The sequence below is a fragment of the Rhodoblastus sphagnicola genome (genome assembly GCF_002937075.1).
Lineage (GTDB): Bacteria > Pseudomonadota > Alphaproteobacteria > Rhizobiales > Beijerinckiaceae > Rhodoblastus > Rhodoblastus sphagnicola.
The window spans coordinates 16,794-42,570 of sequence record NZ_NHSJ01000092.1 but is presented as its reverse complement, the minus strand read 5'-3'; the positions used below and the strand labels follow the sequence as shown (position 1 = coordinate 42,570).

The window sequence follows — 25,777 nt, the reverse complement described above, 5'->3', positions numbered from 1 at the left end:
ACTTGAGCAGGGATTTGGGCGGGCGGGCGCGCGCGGCTGCCGCCAAAATAGGCTTGCACCCAGGGATGCTTGCAAGCGAGCATGTCGGCCATCGGTCCCAGCGCGACGATCTTGCCTTCGGCCAGCGCCGCGATCCGGTCGCAGACCGCATTCAGGCTGTCGAGATCGTGCGTCACCATGAACACCGTCAGCCCCAGCGTCTCCTGCAACGCCTTGATCAGCGCGTCGAACCCCGCCGCGCTGATCGGGTCCAGCCCCGAGGTCGGCTCGTCCAGGAACAGAATTTCCGGATCGAGCGCCAGCGCGCGGGCCAGGGCGGCGCGCTTGACCATGCCGCCCGACAGTTCGGACGGAAACTTGTCGCCGTCCTCGACGCTCAGGCCGACAATCTCCAGTTTCGCATTGGCCATTTCCTCCATCAGCCCAGCCGAGAGCCGCAGGTTTTCCCGCATCGGAAACTGGATGTTTTCCCGTAAGCTCAACGACGAAAACAACGCGCCCGACTGGAACAGGACGCCCCAGCGGCGCTCGATGGCGCGCGCGACCTCCGTATCGGCGCGATCCAGATCGACGCCGAGGATGCGCGCATGTCCGGCGCGCTTTGGCAGCAATCCGATCAACGCGCGCAGCAGCACCGACTTGCCGCCGCCCGATGCGCCGACCAGCCCCAGGATTTCGCCGCGCCGCACGTCGAGGCAGAGCTGGTCGATCACGGTATGCTTGCCGAAGCCGACGACGAGATCGCCGATTTCGATCGCAAGCGGCAGTTCCTGCTCAGCCATTTTCACATCCCGATCGAGGCGAAGAAAATCGCGAACACGCCGTCGAGCACGATGACGAGAAAGATGGATTTCACCACCGACTGGGTGGTGTGGATGCCGAGCGATTCCGCGCTGCCCTGGACGGCCAGACCCTCGGCGCAGGCGACCAGACCGATCGCCAGCGCCATGAAGGGCGCCTTGATCATGCCGACCTCGAGATGGGTGATGGAAATGGCCTCGCGCAGGCGGGCGAGGAACGTTTCCGGGCTCATGCCGCCATAGAGCCAGGCGACCAGCCCGCCGCCGTAAAGCGCCGCCAGCGAACCGAAGAACACCAGCGCCGGGACGGCCAGGACCAACGCGATCAGACGCGGCAGGATCAGCACTTCGACGGGATCGAAGCCCATGGTGCGCAGGGCGTCGATTTCCTCGCGCATCTTCATCGAGCCGAGTTCCGCCGTATAGGCGCTGCCCGAGCGGCCGGCGACCATGATCGACACGATGAGGACGCCGAGTTCGCGCAAGACGAGAATGCCGACCATATCGACGACATAGGAATCCGCGCCGAACTTGCGGAAATGGAAAAAGCCCTGTTGGGCGATGATGCCGCCGATCAGGAACGTGATCAGCAGCATGATAGGCAAAGCCTGCACGCCGACGCGAGAGAGATGATGGACGCAGGAGGTCAGGCGGAAGCTCGAAGGCCGAACCATGGCGCGGCCGACCGCGACGGCGACGCCGCCAAACATGTCGAGCAGGGCGAGTAGCGAAAGCCAGAACGCCACGCCGGAGCGGCCGATCTGCTCGAACCACGCCTGGAGCGGAAGCTGGCGCTGCGCCGGAGGTTTCGCCTTGCGGTTGACGCTTCGCACCTCGTCGAACAGTTTCTGGTAATGTTGCGGCAGGCCGACAAGCCGCACCTCGCGGCCCGCCTGCGCGAAGCCGCGGGACATGCGCTCGATCAGCCAGGCCCCGAGCGTGTCGAGCCGCTCCAGACCGTGGAGGTCGATGTCCACCTTGCCCGTCGCGGCCTCGCCGCGCCCCGCACTTTCATCGGGCAAGGAATTGGCGCTCAATGCGTCCAGTTCGCTGGCGTGCTCGCCGGTCCAGCATCCGTTGATCGAGATCGTCAGTTGGTCGCCCCGGACCTGGGAGTCCATCAACAAGGGATTAGCCATTGGCTCCCGCCTCTCGTCGGCGCGCGCGGGGAAGGCGGCTCATGCCGCCCGCAGGCCAGCGCATGTTCCTCTTGTTCGCGTCGGCGCGACTGTCCCTTTCGCCGCGCCTCCCGCGAAGCCAAAAAATACCTGGAGCCGACGCGCAAACGCGACCTCTCCGCGCGGACGCCTGCTCGCATCCGCCAAAACATTGGCGATCATGCGCTTCACGCCAAGGGAGCGAAAGGACTTAAATCAATCGCGCTGGTTTCCGGGCGTCGTTGACACAGGTCGCATGAGTTCGCGCGCGGATGAGTTGGTCGTCTTCGCGGTCATGGTTCTTGACGATCTCGGCTTTTCGCTCACCGTATGATCGATGGCGCGCCTTCGGGCATCGGCAACCGCGGCATGGTCAGTTCGTTGACGGCCCAGATCAGCAAGACCACGATCAACACGGTGACGAGCAAGCCGCCGAAGCCGCGCGGTCCCCATCCGGCCCTGCGTCCGAAGAATCCGCCGCCCCCGCCGAAAAGCAGCACGACGACGATGATCAGAATAATGAGCAGCATGGCTTTCGCGTCCCCTTTGGCCTGATACGACAACGCGGCGCCACGGAAATCGATCCGCCCAAATTGCGCGACGATCATGCCTGTGAAGCTGGCGATAAATGCCGAGCGGCGATTCCAGCTCGATCTGACGGATCTCGATCGTCTAACCGGACACGCTGCGGAATCGCCATATGCTGAGCGCCAGAAACAATCCGCCGATCGCCGTCATGGCGAGAAAATGCGGCCAGACCAGATCGAAGCCGGCCCCGCGGTAGAGCACGGCCTGGGCCACGGCGACGAAATGGGTGGCGGGCGACAATTGCATGAGATTGCGCAGCAGCGGCGGCATGGATTCCAGCGGCGTATTGCCGCCCGACAGCAGGTTGAGCGGCACGGCGACCAGCAAATAGAGCAGGCCGAGTTGCGGCATGGTGCGCGCGATGGTGGCGAGAAACACCCCGACGGAGGTGGCGAAAAACAGATAGAACGCCGCGCCGCACAGGAACAGCGGCACGGAGCCGGCGATCGGTATCGCCAGCAGGCCCCGCACCACGAAAGTCAGCGACAGCGCGACCGCAACGAGGATGATCAGGCTGTTGGCCCAGATTTTGGCAAAGGCGATCTCGAACGGCGTCACCGGCATCACCAGCAAATGTTCGACGGTGCCGTGCTCGCGCTCGCGCACCACCGCCGCGCCGGCGAGAATGATGGCGAGCATGGTGGTTGAGGAAATAATGCCCATCACGCTGGAAAACCAAGCCGTGACCAGATTGGGATTGAAGGCGATCCGGACATTCTGGGCGATGGCGGCGGGTTCGGGGCGGTCCTGCCGTGTCGAAAACTTGGCCATTTCGTCGGAGAGGATTTGCTGGATGTAGCCGGCGCCGATGCCCGCCTGCAACATGGCGGTCGCGTCCACATTGACCTGCAAGGTCGGACGCCGCCCTCCCAGAAAATCGCGCTCGAAATTGGGGGGAATGTCGAGGATGAAGGTGAAGGCGCCGATATCCATGAGGCGGTCGATCTCGCCCGCCGAAACATTTTGCGCCGGCAGGAAATAGGGCGGCAGAAACACCCGCGCCAGCCGTCCCGACAATTCCGAACCATCCTCGTCGGCGACGGCTATCGCCGCATTGTACAGCTCCTGCCCATGGCTTTGCGCCTGGGCGAGGATGGCCATCGAAAACGAATAGAGCACCAGGCCCAGCAGCACGTAATCGCGCAGGAAGCTGCGCAACTCCTTGGTGCCCAGCCAGAAAATGTTGAGCCAGGTTTGCATCGCGCTCTGCATCACTTCTCCTGTTTGCGCAGCAGGAGCAGGCTCAACCCCACCAGAACCGGAAAGAACAGCGCAAGTTTCGCCAGATGGCCGGCGAGATCGGCGAAATGCAGCCCCTTGGTGAAGGCGCCGACGCAGATCGGCAGAAAATAGGTCATCGGGAACGCTTGGCCCATGATGCGGCCAAAGCCCGTGATCGAGGCCGCCGGCGTGGACATGCCGGAAAACATGGTGGCGGGCAGGATGGTCAGGATGGTCGCGCCGAACAGAGCGGCGATCTGGGTCTTGGTGAAGGCGGATATCACCATGCCAAAACCGGTGGTCGCGGCGACATAGACCAGCGCGCCCAGCGCCAGCGCGGAAAACCCGCCCTTGAGCGGCACATTGAAAATATACAGCGCCATCAGGAACATGACCAGGAAATCGGCGAAGGCGAGCACAATATAGGGCAATTGCTTGCCGAGAAGGAATTCCAGTCGCGTCACCGGGGTGACGTAGAGATTGGTGATCGAGCCCAGCTCCTTTTCGCGGACGATGGCCAGCGCCATCAGAATGGCCGGCATCAACGCCAGTTGCAGCGCGATCGAGCCGGGAACCATGGCGTAGATCGAGTCGAAACTTTGATTGTAGCGGAAGCGGGTTGCGATGGCGGCGGCCGCCGGCGCGGCGGGCTTCAGCCCGCGAATGGCGGGATCATTGATGAATTGCTGGTGCGCCGAGGTGAGATAGCCGTGGATGGTTTCGGCGCGGAACGGCATGGCGCCGTCGATCCACACCGACACCTCCGTCGGTTCGCCCTTCTTGATGTCGCGGCCAAAGCCCGGCGGGATCTCGATGGTGGCGCTGACCTTGCCGCCCTTCATCCGGTCGATCAGGTCGCGGCCGTCGATGATTTCAGGCTGTTCAAGGAAATACGACGATCCCCGCACCTCGCTCAGATAGGCGCGGCTGTAGAAGCTGTTGTCGCGGTCGAGCGCGGCGAAGGTCAGCGAATTGACGTCGGTGGTGATGCCGAAGCCCAGCAGCAGCAGCAGCAGCGCCGGACCGAGAATCGCATAGGACAGCCGGATCGGGTCGCGCGACAATTCCAGCACTTCGCGGATGGTATAAGCCATCATCCGGCGCAGGCTGAAGGCGGGATTCTTCGGCGGCGTTTTTGGCGCGGCAAGGCGGGCGGCGGATGGCGGGCGCGCCGCGCCGGCCTGTTCCAGCAGGGAGATGAAGGCGTCTTCGAGCGTGTTGGCGCCCTGCGCGGCGACGATTTCGGCCGGCGTCCCCGTGGCGAGAATTTTCCCGGAATCCATCAGCGAGATGCGGTCGCAGCGCGCCGCCTCGTTCATGAAATGGGTGGACATGAAAATGGTCACGCCCCGGTCGCGCGACAGGTCGATCAGCAGCGCCCAGAATTCATCGCGCGCCAAGGGATCGACGCCGGAGGTCGGTTCGTCGAGGATGAGCAGATCCGGGCCATGCACCAAGGCGACAGCCAGCGACAGCCGCTGGCGCAGGCCGAGCGGCAGGTCGGCGGCCAGGGCGTCGCCATAGTCCTCAAGGCCGAAACGCGCCATCAGCTCCGCGACTTTTTCGCGCGCGACTTGCGGGGCCAGGGCGAACAACCGCGCGTGCAGGTCGAGATTTTGCCGCACGCTCAATTCGCTGTAGAGCGAAAAGCCCTGCGACATGTAGCCGACCCGTCGGCGCGCCTCGATGCCGCCGGCCTGCACCGACTGGCCGAACAGCAGGGCCGAGCCGCTGCTCGCCTCCAGCAGGCCGGTGAGCATTTTCATGGTGGTGGTCTTGCCGCAGCCGTTGGAGCCGAGGAAGCCAAAAATCTCGCCGCGCGCAATGTCGAGATCGACATGATCGACGGCGGTGAAAGCGCCGAATGTTTTCGTCAGGCCCCGCGCGGAAATCACCGGCGGGCCGCCGTCGGTTTTCCAAGGGGGTATGATGAGTTTCGGCCGCGCCGCGCCGTTGGGCAGCAGCGCGACAAAGGCGTCCTCTATGGTCTGCGCTGAAGTCGCCGCCATGATCTCGCGCGGCGCGCCGGTCGCGAGAATCCGCCCTTCGTTCATCACGATCAGGAAATCGAACCGCTGCGCCTCCTCCATATAGGCGGTGGCGACGATCACGCTCATGGCGGCGGCCGCGCCGTCCGGGCCGAGCGCGGTGGCGCGCATATTTTCCACCAATTCCCAGAATTGCCGCCGCGACAGCGGATCGACGCCGGTGGTCGGTTCGTCGAGGATGAGCAGGGCGGGATCGTGGATCAGGGCGCAGCACAGGCCGAGCTTTTGCTTCATGCCGCCCGACAACTGGCTGCACAGGCGTTTGGCGAAGGGCGCCAAACCGATGTCGCGCATCAAGCCGGCGACGCGCGTCGCGCCTTCGGCCGCGCTCTGGCCGTAGAGGCGCGAGAAGAAAGAGATATTCTCCTCGACGGTGAGATCGGGATAAAGATTTTTTCCCAGCCCCTGCGGCATATAGGCGATGCGCGGGCAGATTTCGCCGCGCCATTTTTTGAGCGCGATGTCGCCGCCTAAAACCTCGACGCCGCCGTCTTGCAGGATTTTCGCCCCGGCGATCAGCGCGAGCAAGGTGGATTTGCCCACCCCGTCCGGCCCGACCAGCCCGACCATGAGGCCCGCGGGAATGTCGAGCGACAGGCCGTCGAGCGCCCGGGTGCGACCGTAATCATGCCGCAAGTCGCGCAGGCGGACAACGGGAGGCGCCGTCATGGCTGGGAGCGTCCCAAGGCCGTCCGATGAAGGTCTCGCCTTCTCCCCTCGCGGGAGAAGGTGGCTCGCGGCGAAGCCGCGAGACGGATGAGGGGGCTCCCGCCGCGAGGCCGGAACCCATCATCCGACGCCTTCGGCGCCACCTTCTCCCGCAAGGGGCGAAGGAAGCGGCTCCGGCGCCGCGCCTTATCCGATGGCGTGGTCGGGGCCTCAGCGAAGGCGCCGCCGCGTTTCATCTTCCCGCGCCCTTCAGCGCCTCCGGCCAGTCCTGTTTGTCGTCGAGCTTCACATAGGCGAGGCCGGGCAGGCCGCTGCGCACGGCTTCGGCGTGGTCGCGCGCCCTGTCGGCGTCGATTTTCACGCGCACGCGGAACATCATGCGGTCGCGGTCGCTCTTGGTCTCGACCATTTTGGGGGTGAACTGCGCCTGATCCGCCAGAAAACTCACTTTTGCCGGAATGGGCCGGTCGGGATAAGCGTCGAGGACGATACGCGCCTGCGCCCCGATCTTGACCCTGTCGGCCTGAAGCGTCGGCAGATAGACATCCATGTAGACATAGGACGTGTCGAGCATGGTGAAGACCTTGCCGCCCACCGCCAGAACCTCGCCGACATTGGCGAGCCGGTACTGGATGCGGCCGTCGCGCGGGGCGACCAGCGTGTTGTCGGCGATATTGACCCGCACCAGTTCGGCGTCGTGGCGGGCGGCGGTCAGCGCTTGGCTGGCCTGCGAGACGCGATGGTCGGCGGCCTCCTGCGCGGCATGGGCGCTGGCGAGCGCCTGCTGGCGCTGGTCCAGCAATTCCCGTGTGGCATATCCGCTCTTCACCAGTTTTTGCGTGCGGGAAAGTTCCTGCTCGGCCAGCCGGGTGGCGCTTTGCGCCTGAACGAGGCTGGCGCGGGCCTCGTCGACGGCGCGCTGGGCCTGTTCGACCTGGGCCTCGTCGCGCTTGAGGTTTTGCGCGAGGTCGCGGGTGTCCATGACGGCGACGATCTGGCCGCTCACAACCTTGTCGCCCTCGTCGGCGCGCAGTTCCGCGAGGCGGCCGGCGAATTTGGTGGCGATGTCGATCGGATCGGCCTCCAGCCGGCCATTGCCATAGACGATCCAGGCGGGCAGCGGCGCGATGCGATGCGTCTGCCAGTAGAGCAAGCCGGCGCCGGCGCCGACCAGGGCCAGGATCAGCAACCGCTGCATCCATACCCGCGCCCGGCTGGCCGGATGATGTTCGACCACCGGTTTCGCCGGCGGGACCACCACGACATCCCGCGCCGGCGCGGCGGCGGGCGTCGCGATCTCGACATCCTCGCCAGAGTGCTGTTCGGTCATGGGTTGACCCTTCCGTTGCCGCGAATCCAGACCTTACGCAAGATTAGCACCTTTTTTTGGCGCTGGCGCGGCGTGGAGCGGCGGCCAATCGCGGCTTATCCACGCCGTCACGCGCCATCGGCGGCCTTTTTCGCGCGATCAATGAACTTGATCGTGATCTCCTCGGGAAACCGCTCGGCGGCGTCACGGATATCGGCCGCCGCGTCGCGGGACTCCTCCGCGTCGGTGACGATGCCCACGCCGCATCCGGCGCAGCGCATCGACTCGGGCGATTTGATCTGGCCGACCGTCTGTTCGAGCGCAAAGCCACATTGCGGACATTGAAACGCGATGACATTGGCGTTGATGTCTTCCAAAAACGAACCCCTTGGTTTGAAGAGAGTCAGCGGCGCTGTTTCGGCGCGTTCCATGAAGCCCGTGGCCCACGCCCGTTCGACCGCTCGTGAGAGGCTAACCGGCCTTTGCGACGCGCCGATAGGTTCGGGAACTACTCAACCTTGAGCAAATTCCCGCAAGGCTGCTCAATCGCATTGAGGCGCATCTGTCAGCGCCTCGCCATCGCGCGATAGAAGAAGATTTTCACGATCTCGACCAGCGCCAGATAGGCCAGCGTCGCGCCGACAAGATAGGCGAAGAACAGCGGCGGCGGCGCGACAAAACCGAACCATTGTCCGATCGGCGACAGCGGCAACGCGATGGCGACCGCGACGACCCCCAGCGCCATGGCGACGAGAAAACCGTTCGGCTTGCTCCTGAAAAACGCGCGGCGCGTGCGTATGGCGAACACCACCAGAACCTGGGTCGTCATGGATTCGATGAACCAGCCGGTCTGAAACAGCGGCGCGCCCGCGCCAAACAACGCCACCAGGGCGTAGAAGGTGAGAAAATCGAACACGGAGCTGACCGGCCCGAACACCAGCATGAAACGCTCGATGAAGGTGATGTCCCATTTGACCGGCAAGGCCACGGCCTCCGGATCGACGCCGTCGAAGGGAATGGCGATCTCGGAGACGTCGTAGAGCAGATTGTTGAGCAGAATCTGGATCGGCAGCATCGGCAGGAAGGGCAGGAACAAGGCGGCGCCCGCCATGCTGAACATGTTGCCGAAATTCGAACTCGACCCCATCAGCACATATTTCGACACGTTCTGCACCGTCTCGCGTCCGCCGACCACCGCCTCGCGCACCACCGAAAGATCGTGTTCGAGCAGGATCAGATCGGCGGCGGCGCGCGCGACATCGGCGGCGCCATCGACGGATATGCCGACATCGGCGGCATGCAGCGCCGGCGCGTCATTGATGCCGTCGCCCATGTAACCGACGACATGGCCCAGTCGCTTCAGCGCCATCAGAATGCGAAGTTTCTGCTGCGGGTTGACCCGGCAGAACAGATTGACCCGCGAAACCTGCGCGATCAGCGCCTCTTCCGAGAGGTGGGTCAGATCGTCGCCGGTCAGCACGCCGGTGACGGCGACGCCGATCTCCTTGAAGACATGGCGCGCCACCAATTCATTGTCGCCGGTCAGAACCTTTACCGAGACTCCCGCAGTCGCCAGGGCCTGGATCGTCGCCCCGGCGCTGGCCTTGGGCGGATCGAGGAAGACCGCGAAGCCGACAAAGACCAGATTGCTTTCGTCCGCGACCGCAATGCTTTGGTCGTCGCTGGCGATCGCATGGCCGGCGATCCCGAGCGCCCTGAAACCTTGGGCGCCGAGATCATCGAGCGTGGCCTGGAAGATGCGCCGCGTCTCCGCATCGAGCGGCAATTCCTGGCCGTCCGCCGCCTCGTATTTCGCGGAAAGGCGCAGCAGATCCTCGGGCGCGCCCTTGACGATCAGACGCCGCTTGCCGTCGTGCTCGACCAGAACGGAGATCCTGCGCCGCTCGAAATCGAACGGGACTTCGTCGATCTTGGTCCAGCCGGCCATGTCGAACGGATGGGCGGCGAGAATGGCCTCGTCGAGCGGGCTTTTCATGCCGGTTTCGAAATGGCTGTTGATGAAAGCGTAAGCGAAGGCGGACGCGCTTTCGGCGCCGCGCCCGTCAATGGCGCGCACCAGCTTGATGGAAGCTTCAGTCAGCGTGCCGGTCTTGTCGGTGCACAGCACATCCATGGCGCCGAGATCGTGAATGGCGGAGAGGCGCTTGACGATCACTTTTCGTCTGGACAAGCCCATCGCCGAGCGCGCCATCGTCACCGTGACGATCATCGGCAGCAATTCGGGCGTCAGGCCGACCGCGAGCGCCAGGGCGAACATCAGAGATTCCAGCACGGGACGATGGAACGAGATGTTCACGACCAGAACGAAGAAAACCATCAGGATCGTCAGGCGCATGATCAGCATGCCGAAGCTGGCGACGCCGACGGCGAAGGCGGTGGCCGGCGGCTTTTCGGCGAGGCTGGTGGCGAGATGGCCGAGCGCCGTCCGCGCCCCCGTGCGGCAGACCAGGATGGTCGCCGTGCCGCTGATGACCGAGGTGCCCGCGAAAACCGCGTTCGTGGCTTCCGCGGAATTCTCGGCCCCGGCGGGATTTTCCGCGCCCGAGGTTTTGTCGCTGGCGTGCTTTTCCGCCGGATAGGGCTCGCCGGTCAGCAGCGCCTGGTTGATGAAGAGATCGCGGCTTTCCAGCAGCCGGGCGTCCGCCGGGACGAGATCGCCGGCGATCAGTTCAACAATGTCGCCGGGGACCAGCCTGTCGATGGGCACGGAAACGGGCGCGCCATCGCGCCGGACCGTGGCCTGAACCGCCACCGACCGGCGCAGCGCCTCCACCGCGCTCTGGGCGCGCGCCTCCTGGACGAAATCCAGCGTCATGCTCGCCATGACGATGGACGCGATGATGACGAAGCTGGCGATATCGCCTGTTGCGGCGGACAAGCCGCTCGCCCCCAGCAGGATGATGACCAGCGGATTGCGGAAACGGGACAGGAATTGCAGCCAGAGCGGCGTGCGCTTGACGGTGGCGGCGTCATTGGGGCCATGGATCGCCAGCCGGGCCTCGGCTTCCGCCCCGCGAAGGCCCGCCGGGGTCGTCACCAGACGCGCGAGCAGCCGGGCGGCGGGTTCCCGCCAGACCGCGTCGGCGCTGATTTGTCCGCCGTCGGAGTCGCCATCGGAATGACCCGACCCCCCGTCACCCCCGCCAGGTTTGCGCGTGATGTTCATCGCAGCCATTCCCTTTTAGGGCGCATGGGCGATGAGACGCCTGGCGCCAGATCAGATCGCACCGGGCGCCTCGAAGTGAACAACGCCGCCTGATCGGCGCGGACCGCGCCGGCTCCATGATGTGGGTGACCGCTAATCGATGATCTGCATGACGCGATGATTGCGCGGATCGACCAGAACCGTCCGACCGTTGACGATCGCGTATTTGTAGAGCGGCACATTATATTCCGGCGGAATATCGTAATAGGTTACGCCATCGTCCGGCAGGACCGCGCCGACGTCAAGCTGGCGGTCGTAGGTGTAGGAGTCATGATGGCTTCGGCTGGCGTATTCAAGAAAGCGCGGGCGCTGATCGACGCCGAGAAGGCCGACCGCGCCTCCGATAATCGCGCCGAACGGCCCTCCGACGACGGCGCCGGTCGCGCCGCCGACGACCGCGCCGAACGGGCCGGCCACGCGATACGCCTTGCGAGATCCGTCATCGGCGCCGGGGACAGCCCCCTGCCCGACCGCCGCTCCTGACAAGGCAAGGAAAACGATCGTGGTGACGGCGATTGTGTTCATGCGCATGAGACTGGTCCTGAAGATTCGAGATCGCGCCCTCCGCACTGGCGCCCCCGGCCCCATCCCTCATGCCGTCCATGGTCGCCGCGCATGGCGGTTGCGGACGGCGCCCTGCGCGTTGGAGCATGGACCATAGCCGCCAGAAATCATGACGACAGGATCGGAAAACACTCACGCCCGGTCCGAGACGGCTTCGCCAACACGCCGCCAAGGCCAATCATACGGTTTCCGCTGGATCGCGATCCGCGATTCGCGGAAACAAAATCGCGCGGAATTCCTTGAGGTGGAAGAGGAATTCCGCGCGAACGGAATACGAAATCAAAAATGAATCATTCGGATCTCGTATCAGGCGCCCACGCGCAAAAAGAATCGGTCAGGCGCGCGGCCCCCATGGCTGGTTTTGTCCGGCGGGCGCCTCATCAGTCACCACCTCGAAGCGCACGAGATTGGCGACGCCAAAGGCCGTGGAAATCGGAACGTCCGCCGCGTCGCGCCCGCGTCCCACGACGATGCGGCCGATGCGCGGATGGTTGTGGCGCGCATCCATCGTGAACCAGCGCCCATTGAGGAAAACCTCGCCCCAGCCGCTGAAATCGCCGGGATTGATGTCCGGCGGCACGCCGATGTCGCCGAGATAGCCCGTGCAATAGCGCGCGGGAATATTCATGCAGCGGCACAGCGCGATGGCGAGATGGGCGTAGTCGCGGCAGACGCCGACGCCCTCGCGCATGGCCTCGCTGGCGCTGCGCGTGGGCCGCGCCTCCGGATAGCTGAAGCGGATATTCGCATGAACGAAATCCGAGATCGCCTGCACGCGCTGGCGCCCACCTGCGAGCGCGCCAAAGGTGTTCCAGGCGAAATCGGCGAGCATATCGCTGTCGCAATAGCGGCTTGAGGTCAGGTAAAGCAGCGCGTCGTCGGGGAGGTCGGCGATATCGGTCACGGCGCCATCGGCGGGGATCTCGTCGGGAAGGCCGGTGTCGGAGATCACGAAGCGGTTGGAAAACGTCACGAGACCCGGCGGCGCGACCAGCCGCGTCACGCGGTTGCCGAACAGATCGAGATAGGACCGCATCGGCAGCGGCGGGTCCGCGACGATCTCGTCCGGCGTCAGCAGGTCCGGGCAGCGCGACGGATGGACTTGGAGCTGGAGCAGCATCGGAGTCCGCGCCGGGCACTGGAAGGCAATGTCATAACCAGCCTGGATGAGCATCAAGTAACCCCTGTTGTATCGTCGGGCAGCCGCCGCACATTGACCGTGACATCCATTTCGCCAGCCACCGCGTCATCGGCGAAATAACGGCCGTGCAGCGGAATGGCTTGATGCGCCTCGCGCGCAACCGCGACGCGAATCAGGTCGCGGCTGCCGACAATGCCGTTGGTCGGGTCGAATTCGACCCAGCCGGCCCCCGGCAGATAGATTTGACACCAGGCGTGCGTGGAGCCGCCGCCGAGATGGCCCGGTTCGACATCGCGATCCGGCACATAGATATAGCCGGAAACGAAGCGGGCGGCGAGGCCCAGCGCCCGCGCCGCCTCCATCATCAGGATCGCGAAGTCGCGGCAGGCGCCATGGCCGGAGGCCAAAGTCTCCAGCGGGGCGCGCGCGCCTTTGGCGAAGCGGCGCTGATAGCCCAGCCCCTCCTTGATCGCATAGGTCATGGTCATCAGCAGCGCGGCGGTCGCGATCGGTTTGCCTTGGGGAACAAAGCGCCGCGCCCAGCGATCGAGTTTGCCCTGGGGGTCGGGATAATGGCGCTCGATGCAGCGGGCGAGATCGGGCATTTCATCGCTTTGATAGGAAAAGGGATAATAGAGCGCGCGCTCCTCGATCAGACATTCCGGCTCCTCCATCGGGACATGTTCAAGCTCCAGATAGTTCTCCACGCGAAGGCTTTGAGTCTCCCCGGAGAAATTGGCGATGGCCACGCAATTGTCGAAGACATCATGGATCCAGCGCAGATTCTTCGGAGCGGGGTCGATGCTCAATCGCGCCACGCGCAGCCGCTGATCGTTGCTGTCGCGCGGGCGCAGCATCATGCGATGTTCGCCGAGCCGCACCGGAGCGTCGTAGGTATAGGTGGTGACATGGTTCACCGTCAGAATGGTCATGCGCGCGCGGTCAATCCTCTGACAAAAACACTTTGAACAAGGCCGGGCCGTCGAGCCGCCTCTGAACCTCAAAACGCGGAGCGATCGAGGACGACGCGATCATATCGCGCCTGCGTTCGGAGCGGCCAGCCAGCCAACGAGACATCCCTGGAAATCCTTGCTTTGGAGGGCGGGCGAAACGGCCGACGCGCCACAGTTGGGCATGGCGAACGCGCCCGTTAAGGCCCGCATCCGAAAGAAAGGAAGAATGGTGGATTTCACCCGGCGCCGACAGGGTCGGAAAACACTCACGTCCGGGCTGGAGCGCGCCTCACGCGGCCCTGAGTGTTTTCCGAGCCTGTCGCCGCTGGCCTTGCGCGTTCAGGTTCGCACAGCGTCAAGCGAGGCGGACCCTCGACGCTCGCCTCGAACCAGGACATTCGCCATGCACCAGACACGAAACACCCTGTCAGCCAACATTCGAGCCGAATCCGTCGACTTGCTGAACAAGCATCTGGCTTCCGCCATCGATCTGCACGGCCAGTTGAAACAGGCGCATTGGAATGTACGCGGGCCGAATTTCATCGCCCTCCATGGCCTGTTCGACAAATGCGCCGCCGAGGCCGAAACCTATTCGGACCTCCTCGCCGAACGCGCCCGGGGACTGGGCGGCGAGGCAGAGGGCACCGTCCAGCGCGCGGCGCAATTCTCCGGCCTGCTGGCCTATCCGCTCGGCGTCGCCGACGGACAGGAGCATGTCTTCGCCGTTTCCGGCGCGCTGGCGGCGTTCGGCGAATCCGCGCGCGAGGCGATCGACCGCGCGGCGCGCCTTGGCGACGCCGACACGGCCGATCTGTTCACGGAGATCTCGCGCAACGTCGATCAGCAACTCTGGCTGGTCGAATCCCACGGCGCCCCACAATGACGGGCGCTGCAAGCGCCGGAGTCCGCCCTTCTTGAGCGCCCCGGCGGATGACCATGGCGTCCATATCGACGGAACGATTCTGTCGATGGCGAAGCTGCGCGCCGAACATCGCGAGAACGCGACGCCGATGCAGAGCCTGGTCGAGACGATGGTGAAAGCCCTGCGCCGCCCACGGGTCGTCGGTGAAATCAGCGCCCTCATCGTCGGCTGGGTCGCCTTCAATCTCGCCTTGGCCGCGCTGGGTTTCCACATGATCGATCCGCCGCCGTTCGCATGGCTCGAAGGCGCGGTCTCGATGGTCGCGCTCTACATGGCCGTGCTTATTCTGGTGTCGCGGGAGCGGGAGGATCTGCTGTCGCGCCATCGGGAAATGCTCCTGCTTGAACTGGCCATTCTCAGCGAGGAGAAGATCGCGAAAGTGATCCAGTTGCTGGAAGAGTCCCGGCGCGACAACCCCCTTATCCACGACCGCCGCGACGCCGACGCCGAAAGCATGGGTCGCGCCGCCGACACCCGCAGGGTGCTCGACGCGATCACGGAAAAGCCGCCGCCCGAACCGGCATGACCAAGTCCGAGCCCTTGACCAAGCCTTTGACCAGACCCTCGACCCGATCTCCAGCCCATTTCGCGCGCGACGCGAAATACCCCCCAGAAAGGGAAACACCATGTTGAAGACACTTTTGACCGGCGCCGTCCTGGGCTTCGCCCTGTTGCTAAGTCCCCTGTCGAGTTCGGCGGAGCCGCTGCCGCCGAACGAACCGACGGCCGAACAACCGCACATAAACCATCGGGGCGGCGATCACGCGCGACGTCATGAACCGCGGCGCCACGAGCATCGTCACCACCATCACCACCACCACCATTATCATCATCATTATCATCACGGCTGACGCGACTCCAACAATGGGCGACGGGCCGGCGCCCGTGTCATACGAAATCCGAATGATTCATTTTTGATTTCGTATTCCGTTCGCGCGGAATTCCGCCTTCGCGATCCAAGAAATTCCGCGCGAGTTGTTTTCGCGGCTTGCGAAGCAACCTCGCGGAAAACATAGCATTCCAGGCCCGAAGGATCCCTTCGGGCCTGGCCGTTCGCCCTGTCTGTTTTTCACTTCGCACTTGAAGATGTTGCGCGCGATTTTTTCCGCCGGCCGCAAAACGGTCTCGCGAGCGCCCTATCATGGGTAGATTCCGATGCTGTCATGCCCCGCCCCATCCCCATAGGATTCGGGCGATAACTGGGAGACGCTTCATGAAATGGCTTGCGGCGAGCGGCGACGATCGCTCCATGTTCGACAGATCGGCAAAGGCGCCAACGGAACTTTTGGCGCAGCCCGACCTTCCCGTTCTCGGAGACCCCCAGACCTACTGCATCTTTCTCGACTTCGACGGCACGCTGGTCGAGATCGCGGATCGTCCCGAGGACGTCCGGATCGACCCCACCATGCTGCAATTCCTCGAAAATCTGCGCGACGCCAGCGGGCGCGCCCTGGCGCTGGTGTCGGGACGCGACATAGGCGTCATCGACCGCCTGATCCATCCCCTGATCCTGCCCGTCGCCGGCGTGCACGGCCTCCAGCGCCGCGACGCCGCCGGACGTCTGCATTCGCCGATCATCGACCAGAGCATCGTCGAGGCGATCGCCGCAGAGGCGGCGGCGGCCTTTCGTCTGGAGCCGGGCGTCGTCATCGAAAAGAAAACCGGCGCGGTGGCCATCCATTTCCGCCTGCGTCCGGATTTCGAAAAGCCCTGCCTCGCCTTCGCGCGCAAAATCCTGCGCACGCGGTCGGACCTGAATCTGATCGAGGGCAAGATGGTGTGCGAAATCAGGCTCTCCGGCTCCGACAAGGGCGCCGTCGTCGATGCCTTTCTCATTGAGCGTCCGTTCAAGGGGAAAACGCCGATTTTCGCCGGCGACGACGCCACCGACGAACCGGCCTTCGCGACGGTCAACGCCCGGGACGGGCTTTCGATCAAGGTCGGCGCCGGCCCCACGGTCGCCAGATTTTGCGTGAAAACCATTCATGACCTGCGCGATTGGCTGGAAGGCCTGATGGCGCCGGAGCAACGACAAGCGAACGCGCGCAACGCCATTGGAATGACATGAGCACGCTCGAACTTGGCGTCATCGGCAATTGCGCCGTCGCGGCCCTCATCGACAGGGACGCCCGCGTGGTCTGGTATTGCCTGCCGCGCTTCGACGGCGACCCCGTCTTCCACGCTCTGCTCGGCGCGCCAAAGGAAGCGCCCGACGATGGCGTTTTCGCCATCGAGATCGAAGATCACACCCACAGCGAACAGTATTATGTCGAGAACACCGCCGTGCTGGTGACGGAGCTGCACGGCAAGCATGGCGCGCTGCGCGTCACCGATTTCGCGCCGCGCCTGCTCTGGCGCGACCGGCTGTTCTATCCCCAGGCGCTCGTGCGCAGGCTGACGCCGATTTCCGGCAGTCCCCGCATAAGAATCCGGCTGCGGCCGCGTTTCGATTATGGCGCCGTCGCGGCGATCAGGACCTTTGGCTCGCATCATATCCGCTATGTCGGCCCCAACGCCACGCTGCGCCTGACCACCAACGCGCCGATCGATTTCATCCGCGACGAAACCGTGTTCAATCTGAGCGCGCCGCTCGATCTGTTCCTCGGCCCGGACGAAACCTTGCAGGAGGGCGTCGCCGAGACCGCCGAACGGCTGGAGGCGCGCACGCTGGCCTATTGGCGGCAATGGACGCATCGGCTGGCGACGCCGTTCGAATGGCAGGATGCCGTCATTCGCGCCGCCATCTCGCTCAAGCTCTGCACTTACGAGCCCACCGGCGCCATCGTCGCCGCGCTGACCACCAGCATTCCCGAAGGGCCGGGCACGCAGCGCAACTGGGATTATCGCTTCTGCTGGCTGCGCGACTCCTATTTCGTCGTGCGCGCGCTGAACCGCCTCGCCGCCGTGCGAAAAATGGAGAATTACTTTCGCTGGCTGATGAACATCGTCGCTTCGCTGCACGAGAACGAAATCCAGCCTGTCTACGGCATCGGGCTCGAACGCAGGCTGGACGAGCGGATCGCCCCGCACCTGCCGGGCTATCGCGGCATGGCCCCGGCGCGCGTCGGCAATCAGGCTTATGAACATCTGCAATTCGACAGTTACGGCAATGTCATTCTCGGCGTCGCCCAGATGTTTCTTGACCGGCGCATGCTGGCGCCGCCCGGCCCTTCGGATTTCCTGCGTCTCGAAGCGCTCGGCCGCACGGCGGTCAAACTCCACGACAAGCCCGACGCCGGCATGTGGGAATATCGCACCCGCGCCAGCATCCACACCACCTCCAGCCTGATGTGCTGGGCCGCCGCCGACCGTCTGGCGCGCATCGCCGCCCATCTCGGCCAGGCGGACGGCGCGCGCGCATGGCGCGCCGACGCCGACCGCATCAGGCAAGTGATTCTGGAGCGCGCCTGGTCGCACAAGCGCCAGGCTTTCGTCGACTCCTTCGAAGGCGAATTTCTCGACGCCGGCGTGCTGCTGATGACCGAAGTCGGCTTCATCGACCCGCATGACCCGCGCATGGTCTCGACCGTCACGCAATTGGAGAAGGCGCTGGGGCGCGGCCCGCACATGATGCGCTACGAGGCGCCCGACGATTTCGGCGCGCCCGGCACGGCCTTCAACACCTGCTCGTTCTGGCGCATCGACGCCTTGGCGCGGATGGGGCGCGTCGAGGAGGCGCGCGACCATTTCTCGCAGCTTTTGAAACTGCGCAACCGGCTTGGCCTGATGTCCGAGGATGTCGATCCAGGGACCGGGGAAATGTGGGGCAATTATCCGCAGACCTATTCGCTGGTCGGCATCGTCAATTGCGCCGTGCGCCTGTCTGTCCCCTGGGAGGCGGTCATATGACAAGATTGGTGGTCGTCTCCAACCGCGTCGCCGCTCCCGGCGCCGGCCAGGCTTCCGGCGGGCTGGCGGTCTGCCTGCTCGACGCCATGCGCGATCGCGGCGGCCTGTGGTTCGGCTGGAACGGCGAAATTGTCGCGCAAGACAGCGACATCGCCACGACGAGCGTCCAGCACGGGCGCTGCACGCTGATGACCATGCCGCTCACCGAGCGCGACCATCGCGAATTCTACCTGGGCTTTTCCAATGAGGTGTTGTGGCCGATCCATCATTATCGGCTCGATCTCTCCCGCTTCACGCTGGAGGCCGCCGAGGGCTACCGGCGGGTCAACGCGCGCTTCGCCGACGTGCTGGCGCCAGAACTGCGCCGCACCGACCTGATCTGGGTGCATGATTATCACCTGATTCCGCTTGGCGCCGAGTTGCGGGCGCGCGGCGTGGGCAACCAGATCGGCTTCTTCCTGCATATTCCCTTCCCGCCGCCGGAGATTCTGACGGCGGCGCCCGAATACGAGCGTCTCGCGCGCACCTTGCTGGATTACGATCTCATCGGTTTCCAGACCACCGGAGATCACGCCAATTTCTGCCGTTTCGTCTGCGAGGAGCTGGGCGGCGAGCGCATCGCGCCCGACACCGTGCGGCTCGACGGCAAATCTCTGCAAGTCGGCGTTTATCCCGTGGGCATCGACGTGGATGGCTTCGCCGCGATGGCGGCCAATCCCGAGGCCGCGCAAAAGATCCAGAAGACGGAGCGCCGCGACCGCAAGCGCCTTTACGCCATCGGCGTCGACCGTCTGGATTACAGCAAGGGCCTGCCGGAAAAATTCCTGGCGTTCGAGCGGCTGCTCGCCTCCTATCCCGAAGATCGTCGTCCCATGACCTTGATTCAGGTGGCGTCGCCGACCCGCGACGATCTCGACGCCTATATCGACATTCGCCACGAACTGGAGGCCTTGTCCGGCAAGATCAACGGCAAGTTCGGCGGTTTCGACTGGACGCCCCTGCGCTACATCCATCGTTCGGTCTCGCGCGAAACCTTGGCCGTTCACTACCGCGCCAGCCGCATCGGGCTGGTGACGCCGCTGCGCGACGGCATGAATCTGGTGGCCAAGGAATATGTCGCGGCTCAGGACGAAGCCGATCCCGGCGTGCTGATCCTGTCGCGCTTCGCCGGCGCCGCCGAGGATTTGCAGGAGGCCTTGCTCGTCAATCCCTATGATATCGACGAGACGGCCCACGCGATGCGGCGGGCGATCGAAATGCCCGTGGATGAGCGCATCGCGCGCCATCGCGCGCTGATGAAGCGCGTTCGCCAGCATGACGCCTGCAACTGGATGCTGAGTTTCCTGCGCGCCCTGCGGGCGTGTCGCGGCAGTCCGCGCGTCACCCTCAAGCGCGCCGCCCCCGGTCATGTGATCGCGTTGACGGAGCGCCGTCAGAACCGGTCCACGGTTTTCCAGTGAGTAGATTCCGACGCTTTCGGGCGCCGCCGAACGCAGGTTAGGGTCTGGTTGCACGAGCGGCGCGAGCGCCCTGCATTTGGCGTCAACGGCCAAGACGTCCGATCAGGACTTCGCTCGCGCTGACGCTTCCGCATCAGGCTGGAAACGTCTCGAAACGCGCCCGTGACGCCTTCGCAATCAGGAGCCATGACCATGAACAAGGATCGTATCGTCGGAACCGCCAAGCAGGCCAAGGGCGCGCTCGAAGAGGCGGCGGGCAAGGTTCTCGGCGACGCCAAGCTCGTCGCCGAAGGCCAGCGCGACAAAGTCGAAGGCAAGGTCCAGAACGCCGCCGGCGGCGTGAAGGATGCGTTGAAGGACGCGCTGAACAAGTAAGTTTTTCGCTGACGGGTCGCCGCTGGCGATCCGTCAGCCTTCGCATTCAATCAGGGGGTCTTTTCCCATGCTCGGCACAATCCTGCTTGTCATCCTGGTGCTGTTTCTGATCGGCGCCCTGCCGACATGGCCGCATAGCGCGAACTGGGGCTACCTCCCCAGCGGCGGACTGGGTCTGGTCCTTGTCATTGTCCTGATCCTGCTGCTGCTGGGCCGAATCTAGTTTCCGGCCTGGCCATTATTTTCCGCGCGCCGCCGGCGCCGTTTCGCGAGCGCGCCGGCTGTTTCAGGAGGTTGCAATGACTGGAAATATTGACAGCGTCGCCAAGGAAATCGCAGCGGATTTCGCCGTCCTGCAACGCGACATCGCCCATCTGACCGAATCCCTGCGGAAGTTTCTGGACCATCGGGCGCAGACGGCCGGCGCGCAAGTGTCCGACGCGGCGGAAGGCGTCAAGGAGAAGATCGCCGAAGCGGCCGGAGACGCCCGCAAAGGCGCCGAATCCGCAGGCGAAGAAATCGCCGCCAGCATCGGACGCAACCCGCTCACCGCCATCCTGATCGCCCTCGGCCTCGGCCTGTTCGTCGGCCTGATCAGCCGGTCGCGTGGATGAACGCGATGCCCGCCAGGCTGTTCGACCTGCTGAGCGCCGCCGTCGGGCGGCGTTTGCGCGCCATCGCGCTGGGCGCGGCGCTGAAGGGGTTGGCCTTTGGCCTGACGGCCTTGTTCGCCGCGCTCGCCCTTGGCTTTGGCGCGCTGGCGGCTTACGCCGCGCTCAGCGCGGCTGAAGGGCCGGTCGTCGCCGCGCTGATTGTCGCCGGACTCTGCGCGGCGCTCGCGCTCGCAGCCTTCGTCGTCTTGGCGTGGCGCGTCGCGCCCGCGCCGCCCACTCCGGCGGGCGCCCAAGCCAACGCCCAAACCAACGCCCCGCCGGACCCGCTCGTTGAAGACTTGCTGGCGGCCCTGGCCGCGCAGGATCAACTCGCGCGCGCCTTGACGCAGTCGGCGCGTGTCGCAACGCCGACGCGGCTTGTCGTGCTGGCGCTGAGTTGCGGCCTGGCGATCGGCGGCCAGATTGGCAAGCGATCCGCCCCAAAGTGCTAAGAAACGGTCATTCAGTGGCGGCGACCGCCAGCCGAGCCAGCTCCGGCAGGGATTTCGCGCCGGTGCGTTTCATGATTTCGGCGCGGTGGTTTTCCACCGTGCGCTGGCTGATGCCGAGATCGGCGGCGATGTTCTTGCTGGCGGCGCCGGCGAGCACCATGGCCATGATCTGCTTTTGCCTCTGGGTGAGGCCCTCGATCTGGGCCGCCGCGGCTTCGCGCCAGGCGACCAGCTTGCTGGAATCATGCGCCTGGTCGAAAGCGCGTCCAACGCTGGCCAGCAGCTCTTCGCGGCTGATCGGCTTTTCGATGAAATCCGACGCGCCGGCTTTCATCGCCTCGACAGCCATGGCGACATCGGCCTTGCCGGTCATCATCACCGCCGGAATCCTTGGACCCTCCCGCTGCATATGGTGCAACAGGTCCAGCCCGCTCATGCCCGGCAGGGCGGCGTCGATCAGCAGACAGGCGTCGCGGCCCGGCTGAACCGCGGCGAGAAAGGCCTCGCAGCTTTCGAAATCCTCGACCGTGCGGCCGTCGTCCTCCAGCACGGCGCGCACCGCCGCGCGCAGGAAGCGATCGTCGTCGACGACGAAAACCACCGGCGGCAAAGGGGCTGTCTGATCGACGCCCTCGTGCGCCGCGACCCGCGCGACCGGCGCCAGCGCCCGCTGCACCGCCACCGCCAGCTCCTCCAGTTGAACCGGCTTGTTGAGCCGGGTGCAATCGCCCTTTTCGATGGCCCGCAAGGTTTCGGTCGATATGTCGCCGGTCAGGACCATCGCCGCGACCTTGCGATGCAGCTTCTCCCTTATGGCGGCGATGACTTCGACGCCGTTCGATCCATTGGGCAGATTGAAATCCGCGAGAACGAGATCGGGGCGGAAATTGTCGCTGTCGATCAATTGCATCGCCTCGGAGCTGTCATAGGCGCGCGCGGTGCGATGGCCCTCCTGCTTGAGAAAGAGCGCCAGAAGCTCCCGCACTTCCGGATCGTCGTCGACGATCAGGATCGCGCCCTTGCGCGGCGCTTTTTCATCCGCCTCGCCGGCCCGCCCGCGCGCCCCGTGCGCGGCTTTGGCTGGTGGCGCGCCCGGCGCCAGCGTCACCTCGATGGCGAACATCGAGCCATTGCCATGGCGCGAGCGCGCGCGCACGCGATGGCCGAGCAGGTTGCCCAGACGCTTGACGATCGACAGGCCAAGGCCAAGCCCCCTTGAGCGCTCGCGCGCCTCATTGCCGATCTGATGATATTCCTCGAAAATCGCATGAATCTCGGACTCAGGAATGCCGATGCCGGTGTCCCAGACCTCTATGCTCAAGCTCTGCCCGCGACGGCGGCACCCGAGCAGAACCCTGCCGTCGCTGGTGTATTTCAGCGCATTGGCCAGCAGGTTGCGCAGCATCTGTTCGAGCAGGCGCGGATCGCTCCAGATCGACAGGCTGCATCCGACCATGCGCAAGTCGAGACCTCTTTCCTGCGCGGAATAGACGAATTCATCGCGCAATTTCGTCAGCAGGCCCTGGACCGGAAGGGCCACCATTTCCGGATGCACCGCGCCCGCTTCGATCTGATTGATATCGAGCAAGGCGTTGAGCATTCCGGTCATGGCCGTCAGGGTCTCGCCGATGCGCGCGACGAACTTGCGCTCTTTTTCGCCGGTCACCACGCGATCCAGAAGGCCCTGGAGCAGCGCCAGGGTTTGCAGCGGCTGGCGCAGATCGTGGCTGGCGGCGGCCAGGAAGCGCGACTTGGCGATGTCGGCGGCCTCGGCCCGGTGTTTCGCGGTCTCCAGCGCGTCACTGACGATTTTGCGTTCGGTCATGTCGACGAAAGTGATGACCACGCCTTCGACGCCGCCGGCTTGCGTCCGATAGGGCAGGATGCGGCGCATGAACCAGCGGCCGTCGGGCGTCTCGATCTCGCGCTCGACCGGCAGATGCTTGGCCAGCACGACGCGCGCATCGTTCAGCAGCGCTTCATCCACGCCGCGCGCGGCGAGATCCGACAGCGGACGGCCGATATCGCCCGCGATGACGTTGAACAAGGCGCGGGTGGCGGGGTTGAAAAAGCGGATGTTGAGGCGGTCGTCGAGAAAGATCGTCGCCACATCCGAGCTGAAAAGCACATTCTGCAAATCGTCGGAGGTGGTGCGCTGCCGGTCGAGCGTCTCCTGAAGCTGGTTGTTGAGCGCCGTCAGTTCTTCGTTGAGCGATTGCAACTCTTCCTTCGAGGTGAGCAATTCCTCATTGGCGGACTGGAATTCCTCGTTGACCGACAAGGCTTCCTCGTTGATCGCCTTTTGCTCCTCGCCCGCGACCTCCAGATCGCGCAGGGCGCCCTGCAATTCGGTCTGCGCCGCCTCCAGCTCACGCTCCAGTTCCGCGACCTGCGAGACTTCCTCGGGGCCGACGGCGCGACTTTCCCGCCGCTTCGACTGCGTTTCCTCGGTGAAGGTGACCAGCGCCAGATCCTCGCCGTCGTTGACGACCGGCCGCACGGTGATGCGGCAGGGCGGCCGCGTGTCATGATCGAGCCGACCGACGCTGACCGATATCGGCGCATTCTCCTCGAACGCGCGCTGGATCGCCGAGCGGAGCCGGAGCCCAAGGCCCTTGCGCGCCATGACCAGCAGATCGTGCGTCGGCGGCCCCGGCGCGACCGACAGGTAAAGATCGGTCGGCCCGATCGAATACAGGCATTCATTGTTGCGATTGATCAACACCGCGGCGGGGGCGAGACTTTCCAGCAACAGGCGCTGGCACAGATCGGCAAGACTTTTCCGCCGCGAGAACGAACCCAGCTCCAGGCGCGCCGGAAGGCGCGCGCCGTCGCCAACCAGAAAACCGAAATCTCCGGGCCGGCCGCGCGCCGTGTGTCGGAAGATGCGTTCGGTTTTGGAAATCGCCGTGAAACGGCCATGGGTTTCCCCGACCGTCTCGGCGCCGCCGAGCAACAGGATTCCGCCCTCGCGCAGGGCGAAATGGAAGATGTCCATGACCTTCGCCTGCGCCTCGCTCCCGAGATAGATCAGCAGATTGCGGCACGACACGAAATTCAGCCTGGAAAACGGCGGGTCGGCCAGCAGATCCTGAACGGTGAAAACGACATTGTCGCGCAGGTCCGGAACGATCCTGTATCCGCGTTCCTCCTTGACGAAAAAGCGCGCCAGCCTCTCCGGCGAGACTTCGGCGGCGATGGTCGCCGGGTACAGGCCTTCGCGCGCCAGCGCCACCGCGTCGCCATCGATATCCGAGGCGAGAACCTGCAACTTGATCGTCTTGCCGCTCGCTTCCATCGCCTCGCGAAACAGTATGGCCAGCGAATAGGCTTCCTCGCCGGTGCTGCATCCGACGCTCCAGATGCGCAAGGGCTCCTCCGCCGGCTGTTCGCGGATCAGGCTGGGCAGAACATTTTCGGCGAGAAAGTCGAACACTTTGGGGTCGCGGAAGAAACTGGTGACGTTGATGAGCAAATCCTTGGCGAGAAGATCGACTTCCTTGGGATCGTCGAGCAGCATCTGCAAATAACGCTTCGCATCACATTCGGCGAGCGCCATGCGTCGCTCGATCCGGCGGTGCAGCGTGCCCGGCTTGTAAAGGCGGAAATCGTGCTCGGTCTTCAAAAACAACAGATCGACGATGGGCGCCAGCCAATCCTCCGTCTGATCCGAATGCGTCGCATTGCTGCGCGCGCCTCGGAAAAAACCGATGATCGCCTCGGGCAATTTCGCGGCCGGCGCCACCTGGTCCACCGCGCCGGTTTCGATGGCGTTGCGCGGCATACCGTCAAATCCGGCCTCTTCCGGGTCCTGAGCGACGACCAGCCCGCCCTTGTCCTTCAGGGCTTTCAGGCCCCGACTGCCATCCGCGCCGGTGCCGGAAAGCATGACGCAGACGGCGCGTTCGCCATAATCCTCCGCCAGCGATTGCAGCAGGAAATCGAACGGCAGCCGCGCGCCGTGGCGCTCCTCGGGCTGCGACAATTTTAGCGCGCCGCCCGAGACCGAAAGCGAAACGCCGGGCGGAATGACATAAAGATGCTCGCGCTCGATCCGCGCGCCATCCGTGGCCTCGCTGACCTTGAGATGCGTCTGGCCGGCCAGAAGCTCGACCAGCATGCTGGCGTGGGTGGGATCGAGATGCTGGACCAGAATGAAGGCCATGCCGGAATGGGCCGGCACCGCGCCCAGAAACTTCCGGCAGGCGTCGAGCCCTCCAGCCGAAGCGCCGATCGCCACAACGGCGAACGCGTCCGCTCCCGGTCCGCTCGCTGGGGCGGAAGAGGCGGCTTCGGCGGGGGGCGGCGCGATCTTTCGCATGGGAAAATTTTCCGTGAAGTTCGGCGGCTCATTCAGGACGTCCGCATACTAGCACAGGACTTCCGCATG

22 protein-coding genes are annotated in these 25,777 nt (G+C 64.6%); 10 read left to right on the top strand and 12 right to left on the bottom strand.

Annotated features, from left to right (window positions below):
• The 11 genes from CCR94_RS15400 to CCR94_RS15350 form a co-directional block, all read right to left on the bottom strand.
• On the bottom strand, positions 1-782 hold a 782-nt coding region (locus CCR94_RS15400; RefSeq protein WP_104508738.1), incomplete at its 3' end, for an ABC transporter ATP-binding protein.
• 2 nt (positions 783-784) lie between these two features.
• Positions 785-1,939: an ABC transporter permease gene (locus CCR94_RS15395; protein WP_104508737.1), complete on the bottom strand. Its 1,155-nt coding sequence runs from the start codon at positions 1,937-1,939 to the stop codon at positions 785-787.
• A 341-nt stretch (positions 1,940-2,280) separates the two neighbouring features.
• Complete coding sequence (locus tag CCR94_RS25510) at positions 2,281-2,565, bottom strand: DUF3309 family protein (RefSeq protein ID WP_184421790.1); 285 nt, start codon at positions 2,563-2,565, stop codon at positions 2,281-2,283.
• Positions 2,566-2,629: 64 nt separating this feature from the next.
• On the bottom strand, positions 2,630-3,745 hold the full coding sequence (locus tag CCR94_RS15385; protein WP_104508741.1) for an ABC transporter permease: 1,116 nt from the start codon (positions 3,743-3,745) through the stop codon (positions 2,630-2,632).
• Between the two features lie 11 nt (positions 3,746-3,756).
• Positions 3,757-6,483, bottom strand: coding sequence for a ribosome-associated ATPase/putative transporter RbbA (gene rbbA, locus CCR94_RS15380; protein WP_104508736.1), 2,727 nt, complete (start codon positions 6,481-6,483; stop codon positions 3,757-3,759).
• A 232-nt stretch (positions 6,484-6,715) separates the two neighbouring features.
• Complete coding sequence (locus CCR94_RS15375) at positions 6,716-7,813, bottom strand: HlyD family secretion protein (protein WP_104508735.1); 1,098 nt, start codon at positions 7,811-7,813, stop codon at positions 6,716-6,718.
• Positions 7,814-7,920: 107 nt separating this feature from the next.
• Entirely contained in the window at positions 7,921-8,169 is a 249-nt protein-coding gene (locus tag CCR94_RS15370; RefSeq protein ID WP_146090022.1) for a hypothetical protein, read from the bottom strand.
• 188 nt (positions 8,170-8,357) lie between these two features.
• A complete protein-coding gene (gene mgtA / locus CCR94_RS15365; protein WP_104508733.1) occupies positions 8,358-10,979 on the bottom strand; it encodes a magnesium-translocating P-type ATPase in 2,622 nt (873 codons plus the stop codon).
• 132 nt (positions 10,980-11,111) lie between these two features.
• A complete protein-coding gene (locus CCR94_RS15360; protein WP_244594095.1) occupies positions 11,112-11,549 on the bottom strand; it encodes a DUF1236 domain-containing protein in 438 nt (145 codons plus the stop codon).
• Between the two features lie 367 nt (positions 11,550-11,916).
• Positions 11,917-12,756: a transglutaminase-like domain-containing protein gene (locus CCR94_RS15355; RefSeq protein WP_104508732.1), complete on the bottom strand. Its 840-nt coding sequence runs from the start codon at positions 12,754-12,756 to the stop codon at positions 11,917-11,919.
• Positions 12,756-13,655: a transglutaminase family protein gene (locus CCR94_RS15350; RefSeq protein ID WP_104508731.1), complete on the bottom strand. Its 900-nt coding sequence runs from the start codon at positions 13,653-13,655 to the stop codon at positions 12,756-12,758. The genes CCR94_RS15355 and CCR94_RS15350 overlap by 1 nt, the downstream gene beginning before the upstream one ends.
• Before the next feature lie 202 nt (positions 13,656-13,857).
• On the opposite strand from CCR94_RS15350, the gene dps reads away from it, so the two are divergent.
• From dps to CCR94_RS15300, 10 genes are all read left to right on the top strand, one after another.
• Positions 13,858-14,559, top strand: a complete 702-nt coding sequence (gene dps, locus CCR94_RS15345) for a DNA starvation/stationary phase protection protein Dps (RefSeq protein WP_338052996.1) — start codon at positions 13,858-13,860, stop codon at positions 14,557-14,559.
• A 31-nt stretch (positions 14,560-14,590) separates the two neighbouring features.
• Positions 14,591-15,124, top strand: coding sequence for a DUF1003 domain-containing protein (locus tag CCR94_RS15340; RefSeq protein WP_104508729.1), 534 nt, complete (start codon positions 14,591-14,593; stop codon positions 15,122-15,124).
• 248 nt (positions 15,125-15,372) lie between these two features.
• Positions 15,373-15,516: a hypothetical protein gene (locus CCR94_RS25125; protein ID WP_158254778.1), complete on the top strand. Its 144-nt coding sequence runs from the start codon at positions 15,373-15,375 to the stop codon at positions 15,514-15,516.
• Positions 15,517-15,811: 295 nt separating this feature from the next.
• A complete protein-coding gene (gene otsB, locus CCR94_RS15330) occupies positions 15,812-16,666 on the top strand; it encodes a trehalose-phosphatase (RefSeq protein WP_158254777.1) in 855 nt (284 codons plus the stop codon).
• The gene (locus CCR94_RS15325) at positions 16,663-18,447 is read left to right on the top strand and encodes a glycoside hydrolase family 15 protein (protein WP_104508726.1); all 1,785 of its coding nucleotides are present in this window, start codon (positions 16,663-16,665) and stop codon (positions 18,445-18,447) included. Before otsB ends, CCR94_RS15325 begins: the two co-directional genes overlap by 4 nt.
• Positions 18,444-19,907 carry an alpha,alpha-trehalose-phosphate synthase (UDP-forming) gene (locus CCR94_RS15320; RefSeq protein WP_104508725.1) on the top strand — a complete coding sequence of 488 codons (1,464 nt, stop codon included), beginning with the start codon at positions 18,444-18,446 and terminating at the stop codon, positions 19,905-19,907. The genes CCR94_RS15325 and CCR94_RS15320 overlap by 4 nt, the downstream gene beginning before the upstream one ends.
• A gap of 192 nt (positions 19,908-20,099) precedes the next feature.
• A complete protein-coding gene (locus tag CCR94_RS15315) occupies positions 20,100-20,282 on the top strand; it encodes a CsbD family protein (RefSeq protein WP_104508739.1) in 183 nt (60 codons plus the stop codon).
• A 67-nt stretch (positions 20,283-20,349) separates the two neighbouring features.
• Positions 20,350-20,505, top strand: a complete 156-nt coding sequence (locus CCR94_RS15310; protein WP_104508724.1) for a DUF3309 family protein — start codon at positions 20,350-20,352, stop codon at positions 20,503-20,505.
• 76 nt (positions 20,506-20,581) lie between these two features.
• Complete coding sequence (locus tag CCR94_RS15305; RefSeq protein WP_104508723.1) at positions 20,582-20,896, top strand: ElaB/YgaM/YqjD family protein; 315 nt, start codon at positions 20,582-20,584, stop codon at positions 20,894-20,896.
• Positions 20,897-20,901: 5 nt separating this feature from the next.
• Positions 20,902-21,387, top strand: coding sequence for a hypothetical protein (locus tag CCR94_RS15300; RefSeq protein WP_146090021.1), 486 nt, complete (start codon positions 20,902-20,904; stop codon positions 21,385-21,387).
• A gap of 7 nt (positions 21,388-21,394) precedes the next feature.
• Here the strand turns inward: CCR94_RS15300 and CCR94_RS15295 are convergent, their stop codons facing one another.
• A complete protein-coding gene (locus CCR94_RS15295) occupies positions 21,395-25,708 on the bottom strand; it encodes a chemotaxis protein CheB (RefSeq protein WP_104508721.1) in 4,314 nt (1,437 codons plus the stop codon).
• Positions 25,709-25,777 lie beyond the last annotated feature (69 nt).

What these genes read in the sequence shown, in the direction of transcription:
- CCR94_RS15295 (WP_104508721.1), bottom strand. Translation starts at nt 25,708, where the DNA reads ATGCGAAAGATCGCGCCGCCCCCCGCCGAAGCCGCCTCTTCCGCCCCA.
- CCR94_RS25510 (WP_184421790.1), bottom strand. Translation starts at nt 2,565, where the DNA reads ATGATCGTCGCGCAATTTGGGCGGATCGATTTCCGTGGCGCCGCGTTG.
- CCR94_RS15385 (WP_104508741.1), bottom strand. Translation starts at nt 3,745, where the DNA reads ATGCAAACCTGGCTCAACATTTTCTGGCTGGGCACCAAGGAGTTGCGC.
- CCR94_RS15375 (WP_104508735.1), bottom strand. Translation starts at nt 7,813, where the DNA reads ATGACCGAACAGCACTCTGGCGAGGATGTCGAGATCGCGACGCCCGCC.
- otsB (WP_158254777.1), top strand. Translation starts at nt 15,812, where the DNA reads ATGAAATGGCTTGCGGCGAGCGGCGACGATCGCTCCATGTTCGACAGA.
- CCR94_RS15320 (WP_104508725.1), top strand. Translation starts at nt 18,444, where the DNA reads ATGACAAGATTGGTGGTCGTCTCCAACCGCGTCGCCGCTCCCGGCGCC.
- CCR94_RS15300 (WP_146090021.1), top strand. Translation starts at nt 20,902, where the DNA reads ATGCCCGCCAGGCTGTTCGACCTGCTGAGCGCCGCCGTCGGGCGGCGT.
- CCR94_RS15360 (WP_244594095.1), bottom strand. Translation starts at nt 11,549, where the DNA reads ATGCGCATGAACACAATCGCCGTCACCACGATCGTTTTCCTTGCCTTG.
- CCR94_RS15305 (WP_104508723.1), top strand. Translation starts at nt 20,582, where the DNA reads ATGACTGGAAATATTGACAGCGTCGCCAAGGAAATCGCAGCGGATTTC.
- CCR94_RS15395 (WP_104508737.1), bottom strand. Translation starts at nt 1,939, where the DNA reads ATGGCTAATCCCTTGTTGATGGACTCCCAGGTCCGGGGCGACCAACTG.
- CCR94_RS15355 (WP_104508732.1), bottom strand. Translation starts at nt 12,756, where the DNA reads ATGCTCATCCAGGCTGGTTATGACATTGCCTTCCAGTGCCCGGCGCGG.
- CCR94_RS15310 (WP_104508724.1), top strand. Translation starts at nt 20,350, where the DNA reads ATGCTCGGCACAATCCTGCTTGTCATCCTGGTGCTGTTTCTGATCGGC.
- mgtA (WP_104508733.1), bottom strand. Translation starts at nt 10,979, where the DNA reads ATGAACATCACGCGCAAACCTGGCGGGGGTGACGGGGGGTCGGGTCAT.
- CCR94_RS15315 (WP_104508739.1), top strand. Translation starts at nt 20,100, where the DNA reads ATGAACAAGGATCGTATCGTCGGAACCGCCAAGCAGGCCAAGGGCGCG.
- rbbA (WP_104508736.1), bottom strand. Translation starts at nt 6,483, where the DNA reads ATGACGGCGCCTCCCGTTGTCCGCCTGCGCGACTTGCGGCATGATTAC.
- CCR94_RS15350 (WP_104508731.1), bottom strand. Translation starts at nt 13,655, where the DNA reads ATGACCATTCTGACGGTGAACCATGTCACCACCTATACCTACGACGCT.
- CCR94_RS15325 (WP_104508726.1), top strand. Translation starts at nt 16,663, where the DNA reads ATGAGCACGCTCGAACTTGGCGTCATCGGCAATTGCGCCGTCGCGGCC.
- CCR94_RS25125 (WP_158254778.1), top strand. Translation starts at nt 15,373, where the DNA reads ATGAACCGCGGCGCCACGAGCATCGTCACCACCATCACCACCACCACC.
- dps (WP_338052996.1), top strand. Translation starts at nt 13,858, where the DNA reads ATGGCGAACGCGCCCGTTAAGGCCCGCATCCGAAAGAAAGGAAGAATG.